Origin of the sequence: Paeniroseomonas aquatica, from assembly GCF_030409335.1 — a bacterium.
Taxonomy (GTDB): domain Bacteria; phylum Pseudomonadota; class Alphaproteobacteria; order Acetobacterales; family Acetobacteraceae; genus Belnapia; species Belnapia aquatica.
Genome location: NZ_JAUFPN010000152.1, coordinates 1 through 25,183, shown reverse-complemented (window position 1 = coordinate 25,183; position 25,183 = coordinate 1). Strand labels below are relative to the sequence as shown.

The window sequence follows — 25,183 nt, the reverse complement described above, 5'->3', positions numbered from 1 at the left end:
TTAGCTGACGATGGTGCCGGTGCGGCGCAGCGCCTGCTCGGCGCCGGCGACGATCCCGGCCATGACCTCGGCCGCCGGGCGGATGCCGTGGATCATCCCGAGCCCCTGGCCGGCGAAGCCGCCCCAGATCTCGGCCCGGCCGGCGGCCATGCCGGCGACGGTGACCGCGGTGGAGACGGCGCCCTGGAAGGGCATCGGCAGCGGCTCCAGCCCGGCCTCGGCATAGGCGGCGGCCCAGCGGTTCCTGACCATGCGGGCCGGCTTGCCCGTGACCGAGCGGGAGACGGTGGTGCCCTCGTCCAGGCCCTCCACCAGCGCCTGCTTCTGCGCCGGGCTGATGCCGGATTCATCCGTGGCGAGGAAGGCGGTGCCGATCCAGGCGCCCTCGGCGCCGAGCATGAGCGCGGCGGCGAGGCCGCGCCCGTCGCCGATGCCGCCGGCGCCGACCACCGGGACCCGGCCGCCGAGCGCATCCACCACCTGCGGGATCAGCGCCATGGTGCCGATGGGGGAGTTGTGGCCGCCGCCGTCATGGCCCTGGGCCACGATGACGTCGACGCCCGCTTCGGCCACCTGCAGGGCGTGGCGGGTGGCGCCGACGACCGCCATGACCAGGGTGCCGTTGGCCTTCAGCCTTTCCATCCAGGGGCCAGGGTTGCCGAGGCCGGCGGCATAGACCGCGACCTTCTCCTCGATCACCACCTCCATCTGCGCTTCGAAGAAGGCCTGGGAGAGCGGGCGGGGGCCGTCGCGGTCGGCGGGGTCGCGGTCCTGCCAGTGGTCGATGGTCGCCTGGTCCGGGGCTTCGAGGCCTTCGCGGGCGAGGAAGGCGGCGGCGAAGGCGCGGTGCTGCGGCAGCATCTCCTCCGCCGTCGGGCCGCCGCTGTTGCCCGGCTTGGCGCCGCGGCGGACCGAGGCGGGGAGCAGGGTATCGACGCCGAAGGGCCGGTCGGTCAGCGCCCGGGTGTGGCGGATCCAGTCGCGCAGCTGGTTGGGGCCGCAGGCGGCGGCGCCGAGCACGCCGAGGCCGCCGGCATTGGAGACGGCGGCGGCGAGTTCCGGCGTGCTGGCCCTTCCCATCCCGGCAAGCAGGATGGGATGGCGGATGCCGAGCAGGCCGCAGAGGCGGGTGGTCAGCGCCATGGCCTCAGCCCCAGACTTCCTCGGGCATGGGCAGCCCGGCCCAGAGCGCGTCGTCGAGCTTGCCGTCGGGCTCGATCCCCATGCCCTCCAGCACCCACATGAGCTGGCGGGTGTGCTGGCCGCTGTGCCAGGTGGTGCGCTCGAGGAATTCGTGCAGCGACTGGGCGCCGTAGTAGACCTCGGCCGTGCTGGTCCAGTCGCGGGTCCGGCCGGGGCCATCGAACCAAGCTTTCAGGCGGGCACGGACATCCTCGGCATAGGTCAGCAGGGCGGCGCGGTCGGCGCTGGGGGGCAGGCGGAAATAGGCCTCGTAGGTCAGCGGGATGCCGGCCTCATGCTCGAGGAAGGCATCGACGATGTTGACGATGTGGTAGGCGAGGTCGGCATGGCTGCGCGGCCGGTCCGGCAGCTGCGTCGCCAGCGTCGCCTCCGGCAGCTGCGCGATGAAGCGGGCGGCGCCGGCGAGGATGGCGTCCTGGCGGCGGCGCAGTTCCGCGACGGGCAGGATCTGCGGCGCGCCGAGGTCGATGCCGACGAGGTCGGCCACGTCGCGCAGCACCTGGCCATTCGCCCAGGCCTCGCCGCGGGTGACGATGGGGACCTGGCGGAGGCCGAAGCGCTCGAGCTCGGCATAGGCGCCGTCGTCGACCAGCACGTTGCGCGAGAGGAAGGGGACGCGGCGGCGGGCGAGGAATTCCTTGGTGCGCAGGCAGCTCGTGCAGCCGGTCATCCAGTAGACGCGGACCTGGTCGTCGAGGGCTGCGGACATCGTGGTTCCTCCGTCGGGCGTCGGGCGCCCTTTGGCGGGGAGCTTATACCGCTGGGCGGGGAGGGCTAGCGGGGTTTGGGGGTTCCCCGCCGGGCGCTTCCGTGGTTCCTGCCGCCTCCGTAAGCTTCCGGAGGAGATATCCATGGATCGCAGAGCCATACTCGGCCGCGGCGCACTGGCCGCGACGGCGGCGGGGCTCGCCGCGCCCATCCTGTCCAGCCCGGCCCTGGCGCAATCGGCGCCTGCCATCCGCTGGCGGCTGACCAGCAGCTACCCGACCAGCCTCGATGCCATCCATGGCGCCGGGCATGTCTTCGCCCGGACGGTGGCGGAGCTGACCGACGACCGCTTCCAGATCCGCGTCTTCGGCCCGGGCGAGGTGGTCCCGGCGCTGCAGGCGCTGGATGCGGTGCAGGCCGGGACGGTGGAGGCCTGCCACACCACCTGTTCCTTCTACACCGGCAAGAACCCGGCCTTCGCCTTCGCCACCGGCCTGCCCTTCGGCATGAACACCCGGCAGCAGAGCGCATGGATGTACGAGGGCGGCGGGATCGACCTGCTGAACGAGCTGTTCCGCGGCTACAATTGCTACGGCCTGCCGCTGGGCACGACGGGCGCCCAGATGGGCGGCTGGTTCCGCAAGGAGATCAAGGCCCTGGCGGATCTGCAGGGGCTGAAGATGCGGATCGCCGGGCTCGGCGGCACGGTGCTGTCCCGCGTTGGTGGCGTGCCGCAGCAGCTTGCCGGCGGCGACCTCTACCCGGCGCTGGAGCGGGGCACGATCGACGCGGTCGAATGGCTCGGCCCCTACGACGACGAGAAGCTCGGCTTCCACAAGGTGGCGCCCTACTACTACTACCCGGCCTGGTGGGAGGGCGCGGCGAATACCTCGCTGATGGTCAACCTCGACCAGTGGAATGCGCTGCCGGCCAGCTACAAGGCGGCGGTCCGCGTCGCCGCGGCGGATGCGACGAGCTGGATGGTCGCCCGCTACGACACCCGCAACCCGGAGGCGCTGCGCCGGCTGCTGGCCCAGGGCACCCAGCTGCGCGCCTTCCCGCGCGAGGTGATGGACGCCTGCTACCGCGAGGCCATGGCGCTGGAGCAGGAACTGGCGGCGAAGAGCCCCGAGTTCCGCAAGATCCACGAGCCCTGGGCCAAGTCCCGCGACGACATGCGGGCCTGGTTCCGGGTGGCGGAGCTGTCCTTCGACAGCTACCTCGCGCAGGTGGCGGCGCGGCGCTGAGGGGACGGGGGCGGCGACGCCCCCGTCAATCCCGGAAGGCGCGGCGGGCGGAACGGAGCAGCGGGCCCATCAGGTAGCTCAGCGGGGTCCGCTTCTCGCCGAGGATGTAGATCTCGGTCGGCATGCCGGCCTGCGGCACGACCTCCGGGTTGTCGGCCAGCGCAGCGGCGTCGAATTCGGCGCGGACCAGGAAGTACTTCTCGCCTGACTGGGAGGTCTGCACATCCGCGCCGACCGTGGTCACGTGGCCATGCAGCAGCGGCACGCTGCGGGTGCGGTAGGAGCTGAGCCGGATATTGACCCGCTGGCCGACCGCCACCTGCTCGATGTCGACCGGCAGGACCTGGCCCTCGGCCACCAGCCGGTCCTGCTGCGGGACCAGGTCGAGCACCGGCTGCCCCGGCTGGATGCTGGCGCCCGGGGTGAAGGCGAGGATGTTGGTGACCTTGCCGGCCTCCGGCGCCAGCACCTCCCGCCGGCTCAGGATGTCCTGCGCCGCGCGGAGCTGCTGGGCGGCGCTGGCGATGGCGGTCTCGGTGGCCTGGAGGTCGTTGGCGATCTCGGACAGCCGGGTCAGCCGCAGGCCGGCGAGCTGGCGCTCGGCCTGGATGATGCCCTCCCGCAGCTGGCCTTCCTGCGCCAGGGCCTGGCCGATGCTGGCGACGAAGCCGGCTTCGGACTGCTGCAGGTTGAGCACGGTGAAGCGGGAGGCATAGCCCTGGGTCAGCAACCGGTTGTAGCCGGCGATCTGCTCGCGGATGGTGCGTACCTGCAGGCTGGCACCCTCGCGCTGCGCCCGGGCGCCGGCCGCCTGTTCGCGCAGCTGGCTGATGGCGCGTTCCTGCACCCCGGCGGTGCTGTCGTAGGCATCCCAGCGGGCCTTGAACAGCGACCGCTCGGCGGTGACGAAGACCTGGATGCCCGGATCGGCAGCGGCGGCGGCCAGCAGGTTGGCCGGGAAGGTCAGCTCCCGCAGCTCGTCCTGCTCGGCCCGCAGCCGGGTAGCCCGGGCCCGGCCGCCCCAGAAGGCGGCCTTGGCCTGGTCGGCGCTGGCCTCGGCCTGGGTGACGTCGAGCTGCAGCAAGGGCTGGCCGGCTGCGACCAGGGAGCCTTCCTGCACCAGCAGCCGGCGCAGGATGCCGGCCTCGGCGAGGTTGACGGTCTTGCGCCGGCCCTCGGGCACCAGCTGGCCGCCGGCGATCACCGCCCGCTCGATCACCGTCAGGGTGCCCCAGGCGAAGAAGGGCACCAGGGTGAGCCCGATCGCCAGCAGCGAGGTGCGGACGACCCGGCTGACGGGCGGGCTCTTGATCGAGAGTTCCAGCTGCTTCTGGAGGGATTCCAGCGGAACCGGCGGGGGCAGCGCCGTCGACCGGCTGCGCTCAACCAATTGTTGCAAAATGCGGCTCCTTGCCTTCCTCGCGCTGGGCGGCGGCGAGTTCCCAGATGCCGTCGGCACCGAGCTTCAGCCGGTAGTCGGTGACGTCGTTCCAGGTATGGGGTTCGTGCGTCACCACCAGGACCACGCCGCCGGCGAGGCGGGTGCGTTCCACCGCGGCGCGGAGGGCGTTGCGGGCGGGGCCGTCCAGCCCGACCTCGGGCTCGTCCAGCACCAGCAGCTCCGGATCGCGGTAGAGCGCCCGGGCGAGGGCCACCAGGCGGCGCTGGCCGGCGGAGAGGCCGGCGGTGGTGCCGGAGGGGGTCTGGTAGCCCAGCGGCATGCGGCCGATCATCTCATGCGCCCCGGCGGCGCGGGCGGCGGCGACCACCAGGTCGGGCGGCGCATCCGGCCCGCGGCCGATATTGGTGTAGATGTCGGCCTCCAGCAGCTGGACGTCCTGCGGCAGGTAGCCGATGCGGGCGCCGAGCGTCCCGCGGTCGCAGAAGAAGGTGTCCTGGCCATTGAGCAGGATGCGGCCCGCGGTCGGCTCCAGCAGCCCGAGCACCAGCCGCAGCAGGGTGCTTTTCCCGACGCCGTTGCGGCCCTCGACCGTGACGACGGCGCCGGGGCGCAGCGCCAGGGTGAGGCCGCTGATGATCGGCCGCTCGCGCCCCTCGGGCCAGAAGCTGACCGCATCGATCAGCAGGCCGGGCGGGGCATCGGGCTCGGGCGGACGGGCCGGGGCCTCGCCATCCAGGGTCATCACCTGCTTCAGCCGGCGCCAGGACCGCGCGCCGCTGTTCCAGCTCTCCCACTGCGTGAGCAGGCCGGAGAAGGGGCTCATGGCATGGCTGGCGAGGAAGTAGGTGCTGATGAGCAGGCCGATGGTGCCGTTGTTCTCGATGATCAGCAGCAGCCCGTGCAGCATCAGTGCCATGAGGCAGAGGCTCGAGACGATGCTTTCGATCTCGCGGATGGCGTTGCCGCGGCTCTGCGCCTTGCTGGCGCTGTCCAGCGCCCGGTCGTAGCGCCGCTGCCAGCGGAACATGGTGGCCGGCAGCTGGCCGAGGCCGCGCACCACGTCGGGATGCAGCAGCTGGCCCGAGAGCTGGGCGGAGGCCTCGTCCAGCTTGGTGTCGGTATCGCGGGCGAGATGGGCGACGGTGCGCTTCATCACGTAGGCCACCAGCATGATGATGGCGATGCCGGTTAGGGTGATCCAGCCTGAGCCGGCGTCCAGGTAGAAGAGGAAGGCCAGCGAGACCAAGGCGGCCGACATGTCGAGCGTGCCGGTCACCGCCCCGCCGCTGACGAAGCGCTGCACCGCGGAGATGTCCTGCAGGACCGTGACCCCGGAGGCCAGGTCGCGGCGGACCGAATTGCGGATCGCCGCCTGCATCGCCTCGGCCCGCAGCCGCAGGCCGAACCGCTCGGCGACCGCCTGCAGCATGAGCGACCGGCGGTGGCCGTAGTAGTGCGAGGCGACGGTGCAGAAGACGAAGACCAGCGCCAGGCCGATGACGGTGTCGGAGTTGCGGGTCTCCATCACGCCGTCGCTGATGTGGGCGCTGCTCAGGATGAAGACGAAGATGCCCATCAGCCCGCCGAAGGTGAGCAGGAGGATGGTCAGCACGAAGAGCGGCGTGATGCCGATCTCGCGGGGGCGGAGCCAGCTGCCGGTGCCGGGCGGGTGCGCTGCGGGCGTCATGCCGCGGCGGCCCCGCGGCCGGTGAGCTGGGCGGGCGCCTGGCCGATGGCGACCGGCTCGGGCGCCTGGCGCCCCGGCCGGCCGCCGCGGCCGGTGCCCAGCAGGCGCGGCAATTCCTCGCCGGCCGGCACCAGTGTGCCGTTGCGCAGCGCCAGCACCCGGTCCGCCACGGCGACGAGGCCGGGGCGATGGGTCGAGAAGACGACCGAGGTGCCTTCCTGCCGGAGCAGGCCGAGCAGCGCCGCCACCTGGGCCTCGCCCTCCTGGTCCATCGAGCCGGCGAGCTCGTCCAGCAGCAGCAGCTTGGGCCGGCCATAGAGGGCGCGGGCCAGGGCGATGCGGTGGCGCTGGCCCATGGAGAGCTGGTAGTTGCCGCTGATCTCGGTCGCATAGCCCTGCGGCAGGCCGGCAATGATGTCATGCGCCCCGGCCCGGCGGGAGGCCTCGAGGACCAATTCCATGTCCGGCTCCTCGAGCCGGGCGATCACCTCGGCAGCGGTGCCGCGCGAGAGCAGAGGCTCCTGCGGCAGGAAGCCGACGTGCCGGGCGAAGTCCCGGCGGTCCCATTGGTGGGTGGCGTGGCCATCCAGGTAGACGCCGCCCGCGGTCGGCCGGAACAGCCCCACCAGCAGCCGCAGCAGGGTGGACTTGCCGCCGCCCGAGGCGCCGACGATGGCGACGATGCTGCCGGGCTCGACCGTCAGCTCGATGTTCCGCAGCAGCGGCGGCACCGGGCCGCGGAAGGCGAAGCTCATGTGCTCGACCACCAGCCGGCCATGCGGGCAGGGGAAGGGGATGCCATCCGCGACCGGCGTGGTGTCCCTCACCAGCGCCCGCAGGCGGCGCCAGGCGGCCAAGCCCTCACCCAGGGTCATGCGGGTCTCCCCGAATTCGGTGAAGGGCTTGATCAGCTGGAAGACCACCAGCACGGCACCCGCCCAGGCGGGATCGAGCCGGGCGCCGGAGAAGGCGAGGACCGTGCCGAGGAAGACGATGGTGCCGCGGAAGCTGCCCATCAGCACGTCGAGCGCGAGGGTGAGGCGCGCGGCCTTCCGCTGGGCCAGCCAGGCCTCCCCGGCGGTGTCGGTGCTGACGCTGGTCCAGAGCCGCACCAGGCGCGGCAGCATGCCCATGGCCAATACCGCTTCGCCCGAGCGCATCGCATCCGCCGCGAGGCCATAGGCCTGGGCGGTGCTGTTCGTCGTCAGCGCCGCCGCCTGGTTGGCGGCCCGCGCCAGCGCCAGGCTGATCAGCAGCGCGGCGAAGCAGAACAGCAGGGCGACGACGGCGTAGTAGAAATGCACCAGCATCAGCAGCGGCACCAGCAGCGGGCTGGCGATCAGCGCGACGCAGGTGTGGCTGGCGGCGCCGGCCAGCGTGGTGCGGACCATCTCGAGATCCGCCAGCACGGCGCTGGAAATGGCCTCCGGCCGGCCGGCACGCTGGGCGGTGGCCAGCACCGCCGGCACGCCCAGGCGGCTGGAGATGAAGCGGGACAGGTGGGTGAAGGCGATGCCCTGGAGGAAGCCGAGCACCGCGATGACCGCCAGGATCGCGGCCCAGAAGACCAGGATCGACTCGATCGAATCATAGCTCTGGGTGATCGGCACCCGGCGGATCAGCTCCATCCGGCTGAACAGCATGGCGAAGCTCGCCAGCGTGCTGACCAGGCCGAGCGCCACCAGCAGCTTGATCCAGCCGTTGGCGGTCTTCATGACCGTCTCGATCGCTTCCCGCAGCAGGGCTTCGGCGGGGCGCTCCAGGGGGGCCTGTGCCACCGGGGGTTAGAACCCGCGCCGGACGACGACGACGGCCGCCGCCGCGCTGATCGCGGCGAAGATCAGGGCGATCAGCACCGCCTGCCAGATGTCCACCCGGCCTCGGTCCCGCGGGGCCGCCGGCCGGGCGATCTCGGCCAGTCGGCCATCGAGGCGGGTGATCCAGAGCTCGAGCGAATCCAGCCGGCGCTGCAGGTCCTGCCCGGCCTTGGCGATGGCCGCGACGGCCGTGGCTTCCGGCAGCTCGGCGCTGCGCTGGCGCAGGACCTCGATCTCGCGGCGGACGCTCTGGTGCTCCACCAGCAGCGCCTCGGCCGCGCTTTGCAGCTGGGCGGTGGCCTGGGCCGGCACCAGCATCTCCTCCTGGCCTCGGGCATGCACCGGGATCAGGAACTCGCTGCCGTCCCTGCCGAAGGCGACGACGCTGAGGTCGCGCAACTGGCGGAACCACTGCCGCAGCAGGGGGAACTCGAAGGCATGGCTGCCGTCCCCGACGCCGTGCTTGGCGAGGTCGGGGCGAGCGTAGTCGGCGATGGTGGTCGCCACCACCTCCCCGGCGAGGCGCAGCTCCACCTTCACCCGGTGGCCCGGATGGGCGGCGTCCCAGGCCCAGCCGTAGAGCCGGTCGGCGGTGGCATTGTCGATCAGCCCGCGCACCTCGGAGGCGGCGGCATTCGGGGCCAGCAGCTCGGTGGCCTCGGAGAGCAGGGTGTCGGCGGGCATCGGGATCGGTTTCCTGGCCAAGGGCTTCATGTCAGACCGCCGCCTCCGCCAATGCCGCCTGATAGAGCATCAGGTGGTCCCGCGCCGCCGCACCCACCGTGGTCGGCGGGACGATGCCGGCGACCAGGCTGTCCCACAGCCCCGGCGTCTCGATCGCCCGGCGCATGACCGCGGCGAGGCCTGCGGGGTCCTTGATCGGGGCATGCAGCCCGTCGATGCCGTCGCGCACCATCTCGGCGGTGCCGCCGACGCCGCTGCAGATCACCGGGCGGCGGTGGCGGAAGGCTTCCTGCACCACCAACGGCGCGTTCTCCCACCAGATGGAGGGGATGACGACCCAGTCGACCTGCTCCATCAGCCCGGCCAGATCCTCGGGCGCATAGGCGCCGCGGAAGCTGGCATCCGGGGCGGCGGCGAGATCGGCGTCGAATTCGGCCATGAAGGCCTCGGACTGATAGGCCGCCCCGCCATGCAGAGCGACGCCGTGCGCGACCCCCGTGCCCGTCAGCAGGCGGGAGGCGCGCAGCAGCATGAGGCTGCCCTTGAAGCGGTTGATGTGGCCGAAGAAGCCGAAGCGGTCCCGCCGGCCGTCGGCCACCCGGCGATGCGGCGCCGCCGGCAGGTCGGGCACGCCGTTCGGCATGACGCTGAAGCGGTCGGGCGACCAGCCGGCGGCGAGGTAGCGGCCGCGGGCGAAGTCGCTCGGCACCAGGATGCGGGCGAAATCGGCCAGCACGTCGCGCATCTGCAGGTCGCGCATCACCAAGTCGCCGGCCGGCCGGCCGGGGAAGCAGCGCAGGCAGCCGTCCAGCGAGGGGCCGGTGCAGAGCCGGCCATCGGTAGTGAGCAGCTGGCCCTCCTGGGCGCAGAGCGGGAAGAAGTCATGCGCGGTGAAGATGAACTGCGCCCGCGGCAGCAGCCGGCGCAGCAGGTCCAGCGTCTCGACGCCCAGCTGCAGGGTGTGGTGCACATGCACGATGTCGGGGGCCAGCTGCTCGATCAGCGGCACCAGCGAGGCAAGGCCGTAGGTGTCGGGCTGGGACAGGAAGAAGCGGTCGAAGTGGTCGAGCCAGAGCAGCAGCTCGTCCGTCGCCTCGCCGATGGACTGCACCATCGTGCCGGGCAGCCATTCGCGGTGGGTGCTGGTGACGGCGGCGAGGAAGAGGCCTTCCACCCCATGCCGGTCGCGCAGCTCGCGGAACAGGTTGCGGGCGAAGACCTCGGTCCCGCCGGCCTGCAGGGAGGGGTGGTTGTGGCAGAGGAACAGCACGCGCATCTCGGTCAGCTCCGCCCGGCGGGGGCCGGGCCGGCCGGCCAGGGGCGGGCCATCAGCCGTTCCATGTCCGCCGCCCAGCGCCGGTGGTGCAGGCCGCGGTTGTAGGTGGCGGCCAGGGTGCGGGTATAGCCGGCATGCAGGCTGATCGACTGCCGCTCGAAATGGTACAGCTCGGCGGCCGGCACGTAGCCGATGCCGCCGCCATCGGCCCGCAGGCGGAGGCAGAGGTCGGAATCCTCGTAGTCGCCGACGACGTAGTCGGTGGAGATGCCGCCGACCGCCTGATAGGCGGCGCGGCGGACGCAGAAGGCGGCGCCGGTGATGCCCGGGACCTCGCGCGCCTGCTGCGCCGCCGGGAAGTGGCGGGGCATGCCCTTGTAGTAGTGGCTGTTGTGCCAATCCCCCTGCTCGGGCCGCTCGAAGTAGAGCCCGGCATGCTGCAGGGCGCCGCTGGCGAAGAGCAGCTTCGGCCCCACCGCAGCCAATCCCGGTGCCGCGGCCAGGGCCTGCAGCAGGGGCAGCAGCCAGCCGCGCCCGGCCGGCACCACATCCGAGTTCAGCAGCAGCAGCACCGGGGCCCGGGCCTCGGCGGCGCCGGCGTTGCAGGCGCTGCCGTAGCCGTAGTTGGTCGGCTGCACCACCAGCGTCACCGGCACGCGGTTGATGCCGTGGTAGCCGCGCAGCATGTGCTCCAGCTCCTCCCGCTGCTCGGGGCTGTCGAGCACGTAGATCAGCTCCGCCTCGCGCAGGGCGGGGTCGCGGGCGAAGGCGGAGAGCTGGTGCCGCAGGTAGTGCACGTTGCGGTAGATCGGCACGATCAGGCTGATGACCGGCGCCGCCACCGGGACGCCGATGCGGATCACCTCGGGCGGGAGGCGGGCGGCCATGACGCGCCGGTGCAGCCGCTCGACCGGCAGGGCGATGCAGCTGGTCAGGATCTCGGGCGTGACATGGGTCGGGGCGATGGCGCCGAGGATGCGGTCGCGCGCGAGCAGCGGGCTGGTGATGGCGGCGGGCGCGACCAGGGTGACCTGGTCCCCGGTGGTCAGCCGGATGCGCAGGCGCCACTGGGCCGAGGGCTGCACCGCACCCTGCGGCAGATGGCCGACGAAGCCGGCGCGGAGGCCGGGGCTGCCGTGCGGCGCATCGGCGTATTTCTTCACCAGATCGGGCCGCGGGAATCGGGTCAGCGCAGCGGCGGGCAGCGGCTGCTCGCCGAAATTGCCGACCAGCGACAGCTGGCTGACCAGCCCCAGCGGGTCGCGCAGCCAGCCGCGCAGGAAGAGGCCGCCGTCATGGTCGTCGAGCGCGAGTTCCAGGGCACCGCCGAAAGGCCCCTCCGGCTCGGCGACCTGGCTGAAGGCCCGGGCCGGCGCCAGCAGCTGGTGGTCGCGCAGCAGGCGCCGGCAGCTCTCGTCCCCGGCCGCGCGGCGGGCAAGTTCCTGGGCGGCGCTGCGGTAGAGCGCCTTGGCGGCGGCATCGGGCCGGCGGGCCAGCTCCGCGAGCGTCGGCAGCGGGCCGCGGTGGGGGGCCAGGTGGATGGGCCCGTCGCCGCCGCCGGGCAGCAGGTAGCCATCCTCGAACCGCCGGTCCGCCAGCAGCATGATGCCACCGGCGTGGCCGGCCTGGCGGATCCGGTGCCGGCCGACGACGAGCGAGGTGGCGGCGCCGCCGCCGAGGCCGCCGGGCAGGGACCAGGCCAGGGTGTCGTCGCCGCAGCGGGCGACGGGCACGGCGACGCGGTCGGGCGACCGGCCGAGCGAGGCGAGGTTGCGGCAGAGGCCGGCCAGCGCCGCATCATCCGGGCGGCGGAACATGCCGAGGGCGCGGGCGGCGATGAAGCCGGCGATGCGCAGGATGGCCGGGGCCGGCTGCCCGGCGAGCAACTCGCGGATATCGGTGACCGGGCGGAGGGCGAGCAGCGCCGAGCCGCCCAGCTCATCGGTCACGGTGAGGATGGCATCGGCGGCGAGGCCGGGCTGGGCCCGGGCGATCAGCAACGACAGGGGCGGGTCGGAGGCAGGCACCTGCAGCCAGGACATCGGCGCATCGAGCGGGCCGTGCTCCGAGGCGAGGGAGATGCTGCCGGCATCGATGCCGGCCAGCCCGCCCTGCAGTCCCAGCAGGACGATGCCGGGGGCCAGCACCAGAAATGTTGCAGAAGCGGTTCCGGCGATATCTTGCGATATCGCCGGTGCGTGCCCGAAGGTATCCAGAACCTTTACCCCCGCCTTCATGCGACACGGGTAACCGGCAAAGGTTTCCGGTGTCTTTATCGATGCGGCTTAGACGATCTTGATCCAGTTCTCGGGGTTGCTCAGCAGGTCGCTGGTGCTGGCCCCGGCGATGCCCTTGATCAGGATGGTGTCGGTGCCGATCGTCACCTTCACGCTGCTGCCGACCACTTCGATCTTGTTGGTGACGCCGTCGAAGCCGCTGAGCGAGGTGAGGCCGCCCATGCCGGCCTTGATGGCCACGAAGTCCTGGCCGTAGCTGAAGCCGACGATGGTGTCGTTGCCGCCGAAGCCGTCGCCGTAGGCGAAGACGTCGCTGCCCGCACCGCCGATGAGCATGTCGTCGCCGGCGCCGCCGACGATGCTGTCGTTGCCGTCGCCGCCCAGGATGGTGTCGTTGCCGGCCCCGCCCCAGAGGTTGTCGTTGCCCGAGCCGCCGGAGATGCTGTCGTTGTCGGCGCCGCCGAGGATGGTGTCGTTGCCGTCGCCGCCCTGCAGGTTGTTGGCGCCGTTGCCGCCGGAGATGGCGTCGTCGCCGGCGCCGCCGATGATCGTGTCGGCTCCGCCGCCGGCGGTGATGGAGTCGGCGCCGTCGCCGCCCAGGGCGTAATTGTTGCCCTCGCCGGTGGAGATGCTGTCGGCGCCGGCGCCGCCGTTCACGGTGTCGCCGAAGGCGCTGCCCTGGAAGCTGAAGCCGGCGCCGTCGTCGGCGTCGCTGCCCTTGTAGGCGATGCCGCCGGTCGCCGCGCTGGCGTCAACCTGCGTATTGGCGCTTGCGCCGCTGCGATCGACGAAAAGGCCACCCGTCTCGATATGGTAAAAGGCATCCAGGTTGGATGGAACGGCGGAAAGGAGGATGGGCGACCCCCCTGCAATCGAAGCGAAATCTGCCATGGCCTACACCCCGTCGACGGCTCGGGCACCAACAAGGCGCCTTCCAATAGGGGCGATCTTTAACCAGTGGTTGCGATCTGGTCAATCTGGAGGCAATGCCCGAGACAAGTCATTACACCCATTGGCGAGGAAGCCGCCGTGCCCAATCCGAGGACATGCCGCGGGAGGGGCTGGCCGCCGCGCCTGTCGGGCTGATGGCCCTGCGCAACCAATCCGCAACCAATGCCTGCCTCAACTGGGCGCAGCGCCAGCGGACCGTGCAACCCTTGATACCGGGTTCCCGGCCGCCCAGGCGAGGACCGGTACAAATTGAGACGACCTGCCCGCTTCACCAGCGGTTGTGAACCAAGTATGAGTTCTATGGTATGGGTTGAATGGGGTGCCCGTATGCGGGCGGCTTCCGTTCGCTTCGGATCCGCGGGAGCGTCTCGATGGCAGTTTTCATTGCAAGCAGCGGCAACAAGGTCCGGGTCGGGACCGCCAGCCAGGATTTCTTCGGCACCACGACCGACAGCGTCTCGCTCAGCGGTCTCGGCGGCGATGACTACATCGACATCCGGGTCGGCGGCTCGGGCGCCAATACCCTCGAAGGCGGCGACGGCAACGACACCGTGCTCGCGGCCGGCGGCAACGATTCCATCACCGGCGGCGCCGGCAACGACCAGCTGAGCGGCCTCGGTGGGAACGATACCCTGGCGGGCGGCCTCGGGCTCAACTTCCTCGTCGGCGGCCTCGGCGACGACCTCTTCATCTCCGGCGGCGGCACCGACAACATCCAGGGCGGCGACGGCGTCGACACCCTCAGCTTCGCCGGCGTCTCCGGCCCCGTCACCGTGGACGCGATCAGCGCCACGGGGCCCGGCCTGGCGGGCACGACCTACTTCTCCGGCGTCGAGACCATCATCGGCACCAGCGCCGGCGATTCCATCGGCTACGTCGGCAGCCTCCTCGACGGCGGCGGCGGCGACGACACCCTCATCGGCGTCTTCGCCTCGGCCAGCACGCTGCTCGGCGGCGAGGGCAACGACCAGCTCATCGGCGGCGGCGCGGGCGACAGCATCTCGGGCGGCACCGGCGACGACTACATCTTCGGCTACGGCGGCGCCGATACCGTCGACGGCGGCGCCGGCAACGACGTCATCCTGGGCAGCGGCGCCAACAGCAGCCTGTCCAGCGGCCTCGGCGACGACGTCGTCGTCGGCAGCGAGGGCGCCGACACGATCGATGGCGGCGCGGGCGCCAACTACATCGTGGCCGGCAGCGGCGACGACCTGATCCTGTCGACCGGCACGGACACGGTCCTGGGCGGCGACGGCATCGATACCCTCAGCTTCGCCGGCCTCACCGCCGGCGTGGTCGTCAACGCCTACTCCGCCACCAGCAGCGCCATCGCCGGCGCCACCTACTTCGGCGGCATCGAGGCGCTGGTCGGCACCGCCTTCGGCGATACCTTCACCCTCACCACGGGCGTCATCGACGGCGGCGCCGGCTTCGACACGCTGGACCTCGGCTTCTTCCAGATCGGGTTCAGCATCGACCTCTCGGCGCCCGACAGCCCGGCGCTCGATCTCCGCCTGACTTCGATCGAGGGCATCAGGACCGGCTACGGCGCCGACGTCCTCACCGGCGACGCTGCCAGCAACCTGCTGGACGGCGGCAACAACGGCGACGCGCTCGATGGCGGGGCCGGCAACGACACCATCATCGGCGGCGAGGGCGACGATGTCCTCACCGGCGGAGCGGGCTCGGACATCTTCAAATTCGCGGCCGGATCCGGCGCGGACATCATCACCGACCTCGAAGTCGGGCTGGACAAGCTCTCCTTCGCCTACGGGTCGGTGACGGCGGCGGACTTCAGCCTGGCGGGTGGCGAGCTGAGCTTCTCCACCGCCGGTGCCAGCATCACCTTCCTCAGCGATGCGGCCGGCTTCAGCTTCGCCAAGGACGTCATGTTCTACGGCACCGATCTCGACGAGACCTTCACCCTGTCCGAGGGGATCATCGATGGCGGCGGCGGCTTCGACACCCTCGACCTCAGCCTCTCCTCGGCCGGGGTCAGCATCGACCTTTCGGTGCCCGACAGCCCGGCGCTCGATCTCCGCCTGACGTCGATCGAGGCCATCAAGACCGGTGACGGCGCCGATGTCCTCGTGGGCAACGACGTCGCCAACCTGCTGGACGGCGGCGGTGGCGGCGACGAGCTCGACGGCGGGGCCGGCAACGACACCATCGTCGGCGGCGCGGGCGACGATGCCCTCACCGGTGGCGCAGGCGCGGATGTGTTCCTCTTCGGCGCGGCCGCGGGCGACGACATCATCGTCGACTTCGAGGTCGGGACCGACAAGCTCTCCTTCGCCACCGGTTCGGTGACGGCGGCGGACTTCACCCTGGTGGGCGGCGATCTGAGCTTCACCACCGCCGGTGCCAGCATCACCTTCATCGCCGATGCGACCGGCTTCAGCTTCGCCAACGACGTCATCTTCTACTGATCCGGACCCCGGGGGAGGATCTCCCCCGGAGACGGCAGGGGCCGGGCAGCAATGCCCGGCCCTTTTTCGTGGCGAGGGCTCAGGCCTCGCGCGGGATAAGCGCCGGCTCCACCGCCTCCCCGGGCAGGGGCTTGCGCAGGACGCAGAGCGACTGGCCGAGCGGATAGCGCCCGACCGGCACCCGGGCGGTTGCCGCCGCCGCATCCACCTCGACGATGGGCGCGTCGCCATAGAGCATGGCGACGACGTTGAAGCCGAGCTGCTGTGCCCAGATCCGCAGGTCGGACCGGTGCAGGAAGACGTTGAGATGCCCGGCATTGCCCGAACTTCGCGCCCAGGCGACGCAATTCTGGAAGATCGGCCAGTTCACCGGCACCGCGAATTCGAGGAAAGAGAATATCACCCGCCCGCCGGGTCGCAGCGCCTCCCGCGCGGCCTCGAGGTAGGCATAGGATTCCTCGTGCAGCAGATGGGTGAGGACGGAGAAGAAGACAACCAGGTCGGCGCTGCCCGGGGCGGCCGGCAGCCGGTTCTCCCGCTCGACCACGAATCGGAAATCCGGCCGCCCGACCTTGCGTCGGGCGTAGTCGACCAGGGCCGGAACCGGGTCCGTGCCGGTGTAGCGCAGCTCCGGGTAGCGCCGCAGCTGCCAGGCGAGCCGGCCGGAGCCGCAGCCGACGTCGATCACCACCTGGTCCGGCTGCAGCCCGTGGCTGCGGAGCAGGGCATGCTCGTAGATCCCGATATCCTCGTAGTCGCCGCCGACCGCGATCGAGAGCGCTTCCTCCTCGGGGTAATTCGCCAGCAGGTGGGCAACCCATTGTTCGTAGCTGGCGACGCTCTGCAGCTTGCGGCTCATGCGGGCTCGGGCTCCGGTGGCGATCAGAGCCGGTGATAGGCCCTGAACCAGGTGACGAAGGCGTCGATGCCGGCGGCGATGCCGGTGCTCGGGCGGTAGCCGGTCAAGGCCTGCAGCAGGCTGGCATCGGCCCAGGTCTTCAGCACCTCCCCGGGCTGCATGTCCATCGGGTTGCGGATGGCGGGACGGCCGCAGGCCTGCTCGATGGCGGCGATGAAGTCCAGCAGCTGGACCGGCTGGGCATTGCCGATGTTGACCACCCGGAAGGGCGCCACCGGGCTGATCGAGTCGCAGGGCGCGACCGCCTGGCCGGCGACTGGGACGCAGGGGATCAGCCGGGTGATCGCCTCCACCAGATCGTCCACGTAGGTGAAGTCCCGCTCCATCCGGCCATGGTTGTAGATGTCGATCGGCCGGCCGCGCAGGATGGCGTCGGTGAACTTGAAGAAGGCCATGTCCGGCCGACCCCAGGGCCCATAGACCGTAAAGAAGCGGAACATGGTCACCGGCTGGTGCCAGAGATGCGCGTAGCTGTGGCCGATGCTCTCGGTCGCCATCTTGGTCGCGGCGTAGATGTTCAGCGGCGTGGCCACCGCATCCGTCTCGCGGAAGGGCATCGACTGGTTGGCGCCGTAGGCGGAACTGGTCGAGGCCATGAGCAGGTGCTGCACCGGCTGCGCCTTGCAGGCCTCGAGCAGGGCGTAGGTCGCCAGCACGTTGTTGTGGATGTAGCTCTCGGGATGTTCCAGCGCGTAGCGCACCCCGGCCTGGGCCGCGAGGTGGACCACCACATCCGGCCGCATGGCCGCCATCGTTGCGGCGATCCGCCCGGGCTCGGCCAGGTCGAAGAGCAGCGGGGTGAAGCCGGGCTGGCGTTCCAGCAGGGCGTGCCGGGCCTCCTTCAGCCTGACGTCGTAGTAGGGGACCATGGCATCGATGCCGGTGACGGCATGGCCCTCGGCGAGCAGCCGCTGCGCGAGGTGGAAGCCGATGAAACCGGCGCTGCCGGTGACCAGAATCTTCATGGGATGGTGCCGATCAGCCTGGGTTCCCCGGTGTCCTAGAGCAGTTGGGCGGAGGGAGGGAAGCTTTCGCGGCGCGGCCGGCGATCCTGCCCCCGGTGATTGGCCTTGACGCAAAAGAAACGATATCGCATTGATTTGTCCATGCCGGATTCCCTGCCCCTGCGGCCTTGTCCTGCCCCGGCGGAAACCATGCCGGTCGCGGCGCTCGCCGCGCGGTTCCGCGCCCGGCAGGGGACCATCGCGGTCATCGGGCTGGGCTATGTCGGGCTGCCGCTGGCCCTGGCCCTGGTCGCGGCGGGGTTCGACGTGCTGGCGCTCGACCAGGACCCGCAGCGCGTGCGGCATCTGGCGGCCGGCCAGAGCCCGCTGCGGCAGGTCCCGGCGGAGACGGTGCAGGGGGCGCTGCGCAGCGGCCGCCTGCGGGTCAGCGCGGCCTGGCACCGGCTGGCGGAGGCCGATGCGGTGCTGGTCTGCGTGCCGACGCCCCTGGGACGGCACCGGGAACCCGACCTGACAGCGGTGGAGGCGGCGAGCTGGCGCATCGCCCGGCAGCTCCGGCCCGGCCAGCTGATCGTCCTCGAATCGACCAGCTTCCCCGGCACCACCCGGCAGGTAATGCTGCCGATCCTGGAGGCGACCGGCCTGCGGTGCGGGACTGGATTCTTCCTGGCGCATGCGCCGGAGCGGGAGGACCCCGGCAACGGCGGCTTCCGCACCGCGACCATCCCACGGGTGGTCGGAGGGGTCGACGCGCCCTCGCTCGCATTGGCCAGCGCGCTCTACGGCGCCTTCCTCGAGCAGGTGGTGCCGGTCGCCTCGGCCGACGTGGCGGAGGCGGCCAAGCTCACGGAGAACATCTTCCGGGCCGTCAACATGGCCCTGGTGAACGAGCTGAAGCTGGTCTTCGGCGCCATGGGGATCGACGTCTGGGAGGTGATCGAGGCGGCGCGGACCAAGCCCTTCGGCTACATGCCCTTCTTCCCGGGGCCGGGGCTGGGCGGGCACTGCATCCCGGTCGACCCGCAGTACCTCAGCTGGCAGGCCAGGGCGCACGGGGTGCCGACCCGCTTCATCGACCTGGCCGGCGAGATCAACGCGGCCATGCCGCAGCACGTGCTGGACCGGCTGGCGCTGGCGCTGGACCGGCTGCAGGGCCGCGGGCTGCGTGGCGCCCGGGTGCTGGTGCTGGGCATCGGCTACAAGCGCAACCTCGAGGATCTGCGGGAAAGCCCCGGCCTGAGGCTGATGGAGATGCTGGAGGCACGCGGCGCCGCGGCCTGCTACTTCGACCCGCTGGTGCCGGTGATCCCGCCCCTGGCGGAGCATCCGGCGCTGGCGGGTCGGCATGGCCTGGCCTGGTCGGCGGCGACGCTGGCCGAATGTCACGCCGCGCTGGTCGTCGCCGACCACGATGGGGTGGACTACGCCGGCCTCGCCGCGGCGGTGCCGCTGGTGGTGGATACGCGGAACGTCTGCGCCCGGCTCGGCCTGGCGGGGCCCCACATCGTCAAGGCCTGACCTGCCGCCTCTTCACCGATTCGTCATCGCAGCGGCCGCCATAGGCGTGCACAGTCCTGCGACCTGCCGCAGGAGCTTTCGATGGAACGCCCCGACCCGCCTGCCTTCGCCCCTGGCGGCTCGATCCTCGGCGGTGCCGCGGGCGGCCTCAGCTACGAAGGGGCGCTGCGCGACGCCGTGGCGCGGGACGAGATCCAGCGGCGGCGGGATGCGGGCCGCACCCGGCAGGTGGCGCCGCCCCAGGTCCAGTCCCAGCTTCCGGGGGCGGTCCCGTCCCGCGAGGCCAACGGGGCGAAGCGCCGGCAGATGGGGTAGGGTGCGCGGGGCCCCGGATGGCCCGGCCCGCTAGTACATGGTGTCTAGCAGCCGCTGCGGCGCGTCCCGGTCGTAGCTGACCGGATCCACCAGCCCGCGGGTATGGGCGGCGATGAGTTCGCCCATGCTCGGCACCGCCGCCGGCCGCGCCCGCTCGCCCCAGAGCCGCGAGCGGCTGATGGCCTTGGCGCATTGCATGTAGACCTCCTCGACCGCGATCAGCACCACCGTCGCCGGGACCTTGCCCTGGATGGCGAAGCCTTCCCGCAGGCCGGGGTCGGCGGTGATCCGGGCCTTGCCGTTCACCCGCAAGGTCTCGCCGGCGCCGGGGACGAAGAAGAGCAGGGCGACGGCGGGATTGGCGATGATGTCGCGCAGCCCGTCCAGCCGGTTGTTGCCGCGGCGGTCCGGCAGGGCCAGCGTCCGCTCGTCCAGCGGGCGGATGAAGCCGGGCGCATCGCCGCGCGGCGTGGCATGGACGCCCTGCGGCCCGACCGTCGCCAGGATGGCGAAGGGGCTGGCGGCGATGAAGGCCAGCGCCTTGGACTCGAGCTGGGGGATCACCTTCTTCAGCACCAGCTCGCGCGGCGGCTCATAGATCGCTGCCAGCTGCTCGAGGGTGGCGACGGCGAAGGGGTCGGCGGGGGTCATGGCGTCCATGGGCGGCGAGCGTGCCAGCCGGATGGTCCCGGTCGCAAGCCTGCCGATGCCTCGCCTGCCGGGGGCCGCCCAGGAAAACCTCTGTGTGGAACCCCGTGGCGCTGCCTCGCTCATGCCGCTATAAGCCGGCCTTCAAGCGGAATCTCAGAGTCGGGAGAAGGCTGGGGCCATGGCGGGCCACTCGCACGCGAAGAACATCATGCACCGCAAGGCGGCCCAGGGCGCCAAGAAGGCCCGGGCCTTCGGCAAGCTGATCCGTGAGATCACCGTCTCGGCCAAGCAGGGCTTGCCCGACCCGGCGATGAACCCGCGGCTGCGCGCCGCGGTGAAGGCCGCGCTCGCCGCGAACATGACGCGGGACACGGTCGACCGCGCCATCAAGCGCGCCTCGACGGCCGGGCAGGGCGAGGACTACCAGGAGGTGCGCTACGAGGGCTACGGCCCCTACGGCGTCGCCATCATCGTCGAGGCGCTGACCGACAACCGCAACCGCACCGCGGGCGACCTGCGCTCGGCCTTCGCCAAGCACGGCGGGGCGCTCGGCGAGACCAATTCGGTCGCCTTCCAGTTCGAGCGGAAGGGCGTCATCGCCTATCCCGCAGCGGCGGCCAGCGCCGATGCCATGCTGGAGGCGGCGATCGAGGCCGGCGCCCAGGATGTCGAGAGCGACGACGAGGGGCATGAGGTCACCACCACCATCGAGGATTTCTTCGCGGTGCGGGACGCGCTGGAGGCCGCTTTCGGCGCGTCCGAGACCGCCAAGCTGGAATGGGTGCCCTCGGTCACGATCGACCTCGACGAGGACAAGGCGCGGGACGTGCTGAAGCTGGTCGACATCCTCGACGACAACGACGACGTACAGAACGTCTTCGCCAATTTCGAGGTCTCCGAGGCGGTCATGCAGCGGCTGTCGGAGCAGTAGCTTGTACCAGTCGGTCCGCCTGCTGGGACTCGACCCCGGCCTCCAGCATACCGGCTGGGGGATGGTGGAAAGTGCCGGCAGCCGGCTGCGGCACCTGGGCGACGGGGTGATCTCGACCGATGCCTCGCAGCCCCTGGCCGACCGGCTCTGCACGCTGCATCGCGGCATCCTGCTGCTGCTGGAGCAGTGGCAGCCCGACGAGGCGGCGGTCGAGCATACCTATGTCAACAAGAACCCGCAGGCGGCGCTGAAGCTGGGCCAGGCCCGCGGCGTGGTGCTGCTGACCCCGGCGCTGGGCGGCATTCCCGTCGCCGAATACCAGGCGATGGAGGTCAAGCGCGCGGTGGTCGGCACCGGCCATGCCGACAAGACCCAGGTGGAGGCCATGGTGAAGCGGCTGCTGCCGGGCGCGGTCATGCGGCGGTCGGATGCGGCGGATGCGCTGGCCATCGCCATCTGCCACGCCCATCACCGCGGCACCCGCCTCGCCCTGGCCCGGGGCTACGTGCCGGCATGAGGCGGCGGCCGATGCGGTCCTGCCGCCGTCCCGCGACCGGGGGGGGTGAAGCATGATCGGGAAACTAACCGGCAAGCTCGACGGGGTACACGACGGCGGCTGCATCCTCGACGTGAATGGCGTGGGTTACCTCCTGTCCTGCTCGACCAAGACCCTCGACCGGCTGCGCGACGTGCAGGGGCCCGCGAAGGTGCTGGTCGAGACCCAGGTGCGCCAGGACGCCATCGTGCTGGTCGGCTTCGCCACCACCGGGGAACGCGACACCTTCCGCCGACTGGGCACGGTGCAGGGCGTCGGCACCAAGCTGGCGCTCGACATCCTCTCGGCCTTCGCGCCGGAGGACCTGGCCGAGGCGGTGCGCCGCGCCGACCGGACCGGGCTGCGCCAGGCCAATGGCGTCGGCGCCAAGCTGGCCGACCGGCTGGTGACCGAGCTGCGCGACTGGGCGGGGGGCATCCAGGCGCCGAGCGGCATCGCGGTATCGGATAGCGTGCTGCCGCTGCCGGGCGCCGCGGCGGATGCGGTCTCCGCCCTGATCAACCTCGGCTGGAAGCGGCCCGAGGCGCAGGCGGCGGTGAACCGGGCCAAGGCGCGGCTGGGCGAGGATGCGGGCCTTGAGGGGCTGATCCGCGACAGCCTGAAGGAGCTGGCCCGATGAGCGGCAGCCGCAAGCGGGGCACGCCACCGCCACCGCCACCGCCGCCCGAGATGGAGGCGGATGACCGCATCACCACGCCGATCCGCACCGACGAGGATGCCGCCGAGGCGACGCTGCGGCCGCAGGTGCTCGCCGACTTCACCGGCCAGCCGGCGCTGCGCGAGAACCTCGCCGTCTTCATCGAGGCCGCCCGCACCCGCGGCGAGGCGCTGGACCACGTGCTGCTGCATGGCCCGCCCGGCCTCGGCAAGACCACCCTGGCGCAGATCGTGGCGCGGGAGCTGGGCGTCGGCTTCCGGGCGACCTCGGGGCCGATCCTGCAGCGCGCCGGCGACCTGGCCGCCATCCTGACCAACCTGCAGCCGCGCGACGTGCTCTTCGTCGACGAGATCCACCGGCTGCAGCCGGCGCTGGAGGAGACCCTCTATCCCGCGATGGAGGATTTCCAGCTCGACCTCATCATCGGCGAGGGGCCGGCGGCCCGCACCGTGCGGATCGACCTGCCGCCCTTCACCCTGGTCGGCGCCACGACGCGGGCCGGGCTGCTGGCGACGCCGCTGCGGGACCGCTTCGGCATCCCGCTGCGGCTGCAGTTCTACACGCCGGAGGAGCTGCTGCTGATCGTCCGCCGCGGCGCGCAGAAGCTTGGCTTCGAGCTGGCCGAGGCGGGGGCGCTCGAGATCGCCAACCGCTCGCGCGGGACCCCGCGCATCGCGGGCCGGCTGCTGCGCCGCGTCAGGGACTTCGCGCTGGTGGGCAAGGTCCTCGCCGACCGGGCCATGGTGGATGGCGCGCTGGCCCGGCTGGAGGTGGACCGCATGGGCCTCGACGCCATGGATCGCCGCTACCTCCGGCGCATCGCCGAGCACCACAACGGCGGCCCGGTCGGGGTCGAGACCCTGGCCGCGGCGCTGGCCGAAAGCCGCGACACCATCGAGGACGTCATCGAGCCCTTCCTGATCCAGGAAGGCCTCATCCTGCGCACGCCGCGCGGGCGGATGCTGGGCGAGCCGGGCTGGCGGCATCTCGGCATGACGCCGCCGGCGGGCTTCGCCATCCAGCCGGACCTGTTGCTGCCTTGAGAACGCCCCCGCAATCCCCGGCGCACGCCTTCCCGATCCGCGTCTACTTCGAGGACACCGACGCGGGGGGGATGGCCTATCACGCCACCTATCTGCGCTGGGCCGAGCGGGCCCGGACGGAATCCTTGCGGGACATGGGCTTGCCGCATTCCCTGATGATGGAGCGTCATGATTCGATACTCGTGGTGCGGCGCATCGAAGTAGAGTATTGGCGCCCCGCCCGGCTCGACGACGCCTTGGTCGTCGAGACGCGGGTCATCGCGGTGAAAGGCGTCACCCTCGTGCTGGACCAGCGCATGGTTCAGGGCGACGCGACGCTGGCGGCGCTGCGGGTGGAACTGGCCTGCGTGGATCGGCACGGATTGCGGCCGAAGCGGATACCCGAACCCTGGCGCAGCGCCCTCAACGGCGCGCCCGGTTCGCTGGACAAAGGAGAATAGCGGTGGACCGCAGCGTTACGGCGACCGACCTGGGTGGCGCATTGCACGACCTCTCGCTCTGGGGCCTGTTCCTCCAGGCGGACTGGGTGGTCAAGCTGGTGATGATCGGGCTGCTGCTCGCCTCGGTCTGGGTCTGGGCCATCGTCTTCGAAAAGCTGACGAGCATCCGCCGCGCCAACCGCGCGGCCGATGCCTTCGAGGATGCCTTCTGGTCCGGCGGCAGCCTCGACGACCTCTATCGCAAGGAAGGCGACCAGCCCTCGCATCCGATGGCCGCGGTCTTCGCCGCCGCCATGCGCGAGTGGCGCCGCAGCGCCCAGCGCCTGGCCGGCTCCGACCTGGTCGCCGCCGGGCTGAAGGAACGGATCGACCGCACCATGAACGTGACGGTGCAGCGCGAGATGGACCGGATGGAGCGCTGGATGATCTTCCTCGCCTCGGTCGGCTCGGTCGGGCCCTTCATCGGGCTGTTCGGCACGGTCTGGGGCATCATGAACAGCTTCGCCGCCATCGCCGGCATGCAGAACACCAATCTCGCCGTGGTGGCGCCCGGCATCGCGGAGGCGCTCTTCGCCACCGCCATCGGCCTGGTCGCGGCCATCCCGGCGGTGCTGGCCTACAACAAAATCAGCTCCGACCTCGCCCGCTTCGCCGGGCGGCTGGAAGGCTTCGCCGCCGAGTTCGGCGCCATCCTGTCGCGGCAGTCGGAAAGCGCGGTGACGGGCGCGGAAGCCCGCACCGCCGCGCCGGTCGCGGAATAGGCCGATGGCCGCCTCCCTGAACGGTGCCCGCGGCGGCCGCGGCCGCCGCTACCGGCCGATGGCCGAGATCAACGTCACGCCGCTGGTCGACGTGATGCTGGTGCTGCTGATCATCTTCATGGTCGCGGCGCCGCTGATGACGGTGGGCGTGCCGGTCGACCTGCCGAAGACCCAGGCGAGCGCACTGAACCAGGACAACGAGCCGATCACCATCTCGGTGAACCCCGAGGGCAAGATCTTCCTGCAGGAGACCGAGGTGCCGCTGGAGGGCCTGGTGGCGCAGCTGCAGGCGATCGCCGGCGAGGCGGCGCAGGGCCCCAACGCGCAGGAGCGCCGCATCTTCGTCCGCGGCGACAAGGCGATCAGCTACGGCCGGGTGATGGAGGTCATGGGGACCATCAGCGCCGGCGGCTTCAGCAAGGTGGCCCTGCTGGCCGAGCAGCCGGCCGGCCGGGCGCCGACCACGGCGCCGCGTCCGGCCTCGCCGCCGGCGGCACCGCGCAACCCGACGCGCTAGCATCAAGGGGGACGCGCGGGGGCGCGGACATGCAGGGACGGGGGTTGCGATTCTGGGGGCTGATCTCGGCGGCATTGCACGTCGCGGCCCTGGTGCTCGGTCTGCTCTTCGGCCTGCCGCGGCCGCTGGAGGAGCCGAAGGAGCAGGCGATCGCGGTCGAGCTGGTCGCCGCGCTGGCGCCGCAGCAGGCCCAGGGCGAACGCGCCGCGCCGGTGGCCGCGCCGGCGGCGGTGCCGCAGCCCCCCCGGCCGGAGCCGCCGGCGCCCGA

General features: G+C 71.6%; 23 protein-coding genes and 1 pseudogene. 12 read left to right on the top strand and 12 right to left on the bottom strand.

What is annotated here, in order from left to right; all coding sequences use genetic code 11:
* Positions 1–1,143, bottom strand: coding sequence for an NAD(P)H-dependent flavin oxidoreductase (locus tag QWZ14_RS15085; RefSeq protein WP_290317545.1), 1,143 nt, complete (start codon positions 1,141–1,143; stop codon positions 1–3).
* 4 nt (positions 1,144–1,147) lie between these two features.
* On the bottom strand, positions 1,148–1,912 hold the full coding sequence (locus QWZ14_RS15080) for a DinB family protein (RefSeq protein ID WP_290317544.1): 765 nt from the start codon (positions 1,910–1,912) through the stop codon (positions 1,148–1,150).
* 142 nt (positions 1,913–2,054) lie between these two features.
* Here QWZ14_RS15080 and QWZ14_RS15075 point away from each other — a divergent pair, with 142 nt between their 5' ends.
* Entirely contained in the window at positions 2,055–3,158 is a 1,104-nt protein-coding gene (locus QWZ14_RS15075; RefSeq protein ID WP_290317543.1) for a TRAP transporter substrate-binding protein, read from the top strand.
* Positions 3,159–3,183: 25 nt separating this feature from the next.
* On the opposite strand, the gene QWZ14_RS15070 is transcribed toward QWZ14_RS15075, so the two are convergent.
* From QWZ14_RS15070 to QWZ14_RS15040, 7 genes are all read right to left on the bottom strand, one after another.
* Positions 3,184–4,557, bottom strand: coding sequence for an HlyD family type I secretion periplasmic adaptor subunit (locus QWZ14_RS15070; RefSeq protein ID WP_290317542.1), 1,374 nt, complete (start codon positions 4,555–4,557; stop codon positions 3,184–3,186).
* Positions 4,541–6,247 (bottom strand): ATP-binding cassette domain-containing protein, encoded by a 1,707-nt coding sequence (locus tag QWZ14_RS15065; protein ID WP_290317541.1) that lies wholly within the window; start codon positions 6,245–6,247, stop codon positions 4,541–4,543. Before QWZ14_RS15065 ends, QWZ14_RS15070 begins: the two co-directional genes overlap by 17 nt.
* Entirely contained in the window at positions 6,244–8,025 is a 1,782-nt protein-coding gene (locus QWZ14_RS15060; protein WP_290317540.1) for an ATP-binding cassette domain-containing protein, read from the bottom strand. Before QWZ14_RS15060 ends, QWZ14_RS15065 begins: the two co-directional genes overlap by 4 nt.
* A gap of 6 nt (positions 8,026–8,031) precedes the next feature.
* On the bottom strand, positions 8,032–8,748 hold the full coding sequence (locus tag QWZ14_RS15055; protein ID WP_290317539.1) for a hypothetical protein: 717 nt from the start codon (positions 8,746–8,748) through the stop codon (positions 8,032–8,034).
* 31 nt (positions 8,749–8,779) lie between these two features.
* The gene (locus tag QWZ14_RS15050) at positions 8,780–10,024 is read right to left on the bottom strand and encodes a glycosyltransferase family 4 protein (protein ID WP_290317538.1); all 1,245 of its coding nucleotides are present in this window, start codon (positions 10,022–10,024) and stop codon (positions 8,780–8,782) included.
* A gap of 5 nt (positions 10,025–10,029) precedes the next feature.
* The gene (locus QWZ14_RS15045) at positions 10,030–12,171 is read right to left on the bottom strand and encodes a glycosyltransferase family 2 protein (RefSeq protein ID WP_290317537.1); all 2,142 of its coding nucleotides are present in this window, start codon (positions 12,169–12,171) and stop codon (positions 10,030–10,032) included.
* Between the two features lie 138 nt (positions 12,172–12,309).
* Positions 12,310–13,152 (bottom strand): calcium-binding protein, encoded by an 843-nt coding sequence (locus QWZ14_RS15040; RefSeq protein WP_290317536.1) that lies wholly within the window; start codon positions 13,150–13,152, stop codon positions 12,310–12,312.
* Between the two features lie 431 nt (positions 13,153–13,583).
* Between QWZ14_RS15040 and QWZ14_RS15035 the strand changes: the two genes are divergently transcribed.
* Entirely contained in the window at positions 13,584–15,641 is a 2,058-nt protein-coding gene (locus QWZ14_RS15035) for a calcium-binding protein (protein WP_290317535.1), read from the top strand.
* 79 nt (positions 15,642–15,720) lie between these two features.
* Here QWZ14_RS15035 and QWZ14_RS15030 read toward each other — a convergent pair whose 3' ends face one another.
* Together QWZ14_RS15030 and QWZ14_RS15025 are read right to left on the bottom strand one after the other, a co-directional pair.
* Positions 15,721–16,500 (bottom strand): class I SAM-dependent methyltransferase, encoded by a 780-nt coding sequence (locus QWZ14_RS15030; RefSeq protein ID WP_290317534.1) that lies wholly within the window; start codon positions 16,498–16,500, stop codon positions 15,721–15,723.
* Positions 16,501–16,523: 23 nt separating this feature from the next.
* On the bottom strand, positions 16,524–17,525 hold the full coding sequence (locus tag QWZ14_RS15025) for an NAD-dependent epimerase/dehydratase family protein (protein WP_290317533.1): 1,002 nt from the start codon (positions 17,523–17,525) through the stop codon (positions 16,524–16,526).
* A 189-nt stretch (positions 17,526–17,714) separates the two neighbouring features.
* Here QWZ14_RS15025 and QWZ14_RS15020 point away from each other — a divergent pair, with 189 nt between their 5' ends.
* Both QWZ14_RS15020 and QWZ14_RS15015 read left to right on the top strand, forming a co-directional pair.
* Positions 17,715–19,043, top strand: a complete 1,329-nt coding sequence (locus tag QWZ14_RS15020; protein WP_290317532.1) for a nucleotide sugar dehydrogenase — start codon at positions 17,715–17,717, stop codon at positions 19,041–19,043.
* A gap of 81 nt (positions 19,044–19,124) precedes the next feature.
* Positions 19,125–19,358, top strand: coding sequence for a hypothetical protein (locus tag QWZ14_RS15015; RefSeq protein ID WP_290317531.1), 234 nt, complete (start codon positions 19,125–19,127; stop codon positions 19,356–19,358).
* 30 nt (positions 19,359–19,388) lie between these two features.
* On the opposite strand, the gene QWZ14_RS15010 is transcribed toward QWZ14_RS15015, so the two are convergent.
* On the bottom strand, positions 19,389–20,018 hold the full coding sequence (locus tag QWZ14_RS15010; protein WP_290317530.1) for a pyridoxamine 5'-phosphate oxidase family protein: 630 nt from the start codon (positions 20,016–20,018) through the stop codon (positions 19,389–19,391).
* 169 nt (positions 20,019–20,187) lie between these two features.
* Here QWZ14_RS15010 and QWZ14_RS15005 point away from each other — a divergent pair, with 169 nt between their 5' ends.
* The 8 genes and pseudogenes from QWZ14_RS15005 to QWZ14_RS14970 all read left to right on the top strand — a co-directional run.
* Positions 20,188–20,940, top strand: a complete 753-nt coding sequence (locus tag QWZ14_RS15005) for a YebC/PmpR family DNA-binding transcriptional regulator (RefSeq protein ID WP_290317529.1) — start codon at positions 20,188–20,190, stop codon at positions 20,938–20,940.
* Between the two features lies 1 nt (position 20,941).
* Entirely contained in the window at positions 20,942–21,457 is a 516-nt protein-coding gene (gene ruvC, locus QWZ14_RS15000) for a crossover junction endodeoxyribonuclease RuvC (protein WP_290317528.1), read from the top strand.
* Positions 21,458–21,509: 52 nt separating this feature from the next.
* Positions 21,510–22,115, top strand: coding sequence for a Holliday junction branch migration protein RuvA (gene ruvA / locus QWZ14_RS14995; RefSeq protein ID WP_290317527.1), 606 nt, complete (start codon positions 21,510–21,512; stop codon positions 22,113–22,115).
* 50 nt (positions 22,116–22,165) lie between these two features.
* Positions 22,166–23,197 carry a Holliday junction branch migration DNA helicase RuvB gene (gene ruvB / locus QWZ14_RS14990; protein ID WP_290317565.1) on the top strand — a complete coding sequence of 344 codons (1,032 nt, stop codon included), beginning with the start codon at positions 22,166–22,168 and terminating at the stop codon, positions 23,195–23,197.
* Positions 23,194–23,637: a tol-pal system-associated acyl-CoA thioesterase gene (gene ybgC, locus QWZ14_RS14985; protein ID WP_290317526.1), complete on the top strand. Its 444-nt coding sequence runs from the start codon at positions 23,194–23,196 to the stop codon at positions 23,635–23,637. Before ruvB ends, ybgC begins: the two co-directional genes overlap by 4 nt.
* A 2-nt stretch (positions 23,638–23,639) precedes the next feature.
* Positions 23,640–24,398 (top strand): protein TolQ, encoded by a 759-nt coding sequence (gene tolQ, locus QWZ14_RS14980; protein WP_290317525.1) that lies wholly within the window; start codon positions 23,640–23,642, stop codon positions 24,396–24,398.
* Between the two features lie 4 nt (positions 24,399–24,402).
* Positions 24,403–24,915, top strand: coding sequence for a protein TolR (tolR, locus tag QWZ14_RS14975; RefSeq protein ID WP_290317524.1), 513 nt, complete (start codon positions 24,403–24,405; stop codon positions 24,913–24,915).
* Between the two features lie 29 nt (positions 24,916–24,944).
* A pseudogene (locus QWZ14_RS14970) lies at positions 24,945–25,183 on the top strand (hypothetical protein); the annotation flags it as partial.